This window comes from Staphylococcus sp. 231237_7MaSpsaltlick (assembly GCF_043107035.1).
This window is the reverse complement of sequence record NZ_JBICNX010000309.1, coordinates 1-522: the sequence shown is the minus strand read 5'-3', so window position 1 is coordinate 522 and position 522 is coordinate 1. Positions and strand designations below refer to the sequence as shown.

Annotated in this window: 1 pseudogene; it reads right to left on the bottom strand. The window is 33.0% G+C overall.

Annotation, left to right across the window (positions count from 1 at the left end):
• Positions 1–522: pseudogene (locus ACF91D_RS31625) on the bottom strand (phage head morphogenesis protein); the annotation flags it as partial.

Sequence of the window (522 nt, the reverse complement as noted above, 5' to 3'; positions counted from 1 at the left end):
CGTAATGATTGAGCTTTAGTCATACCAATATCATCACGTAACGCTTTAGCTATCTTAGAATAACCTTCGCCACTCATAATACCTTGAGTAATATTAATGCGAATCTTCTTTAATACCTCATCACGATGCTTCTGTAATGTTGGCACTAATCTAATAAACTCAATAGGTTGTTCAATAGCACTTTTAATAGTAGCTGCATTAGGTACATCAAATGTCATAGATGATTGACTTGCCATTTCATACAAATAAAGGCTCATAAGATACTTTTCAATATAGGCATCTTGTTGTGATTTCTGAATAGTCTTGGCGACTTCTCTATAATCATCAGTTAACATTGTTCCTATACGTGTAAGTTCCTTATTAAGCCTGTTGTATTTATTAAATTCGGTCCATGTAACATGAACATCATCGTTTTGATAACGTTCGAACATATCTGCAATCTCTTGTTTTATAACCTTTAACCTATTAGCAAACAACACTTCTATTTCTTTTTCTGCTTGCTTGATTAAGCATTCGATATAG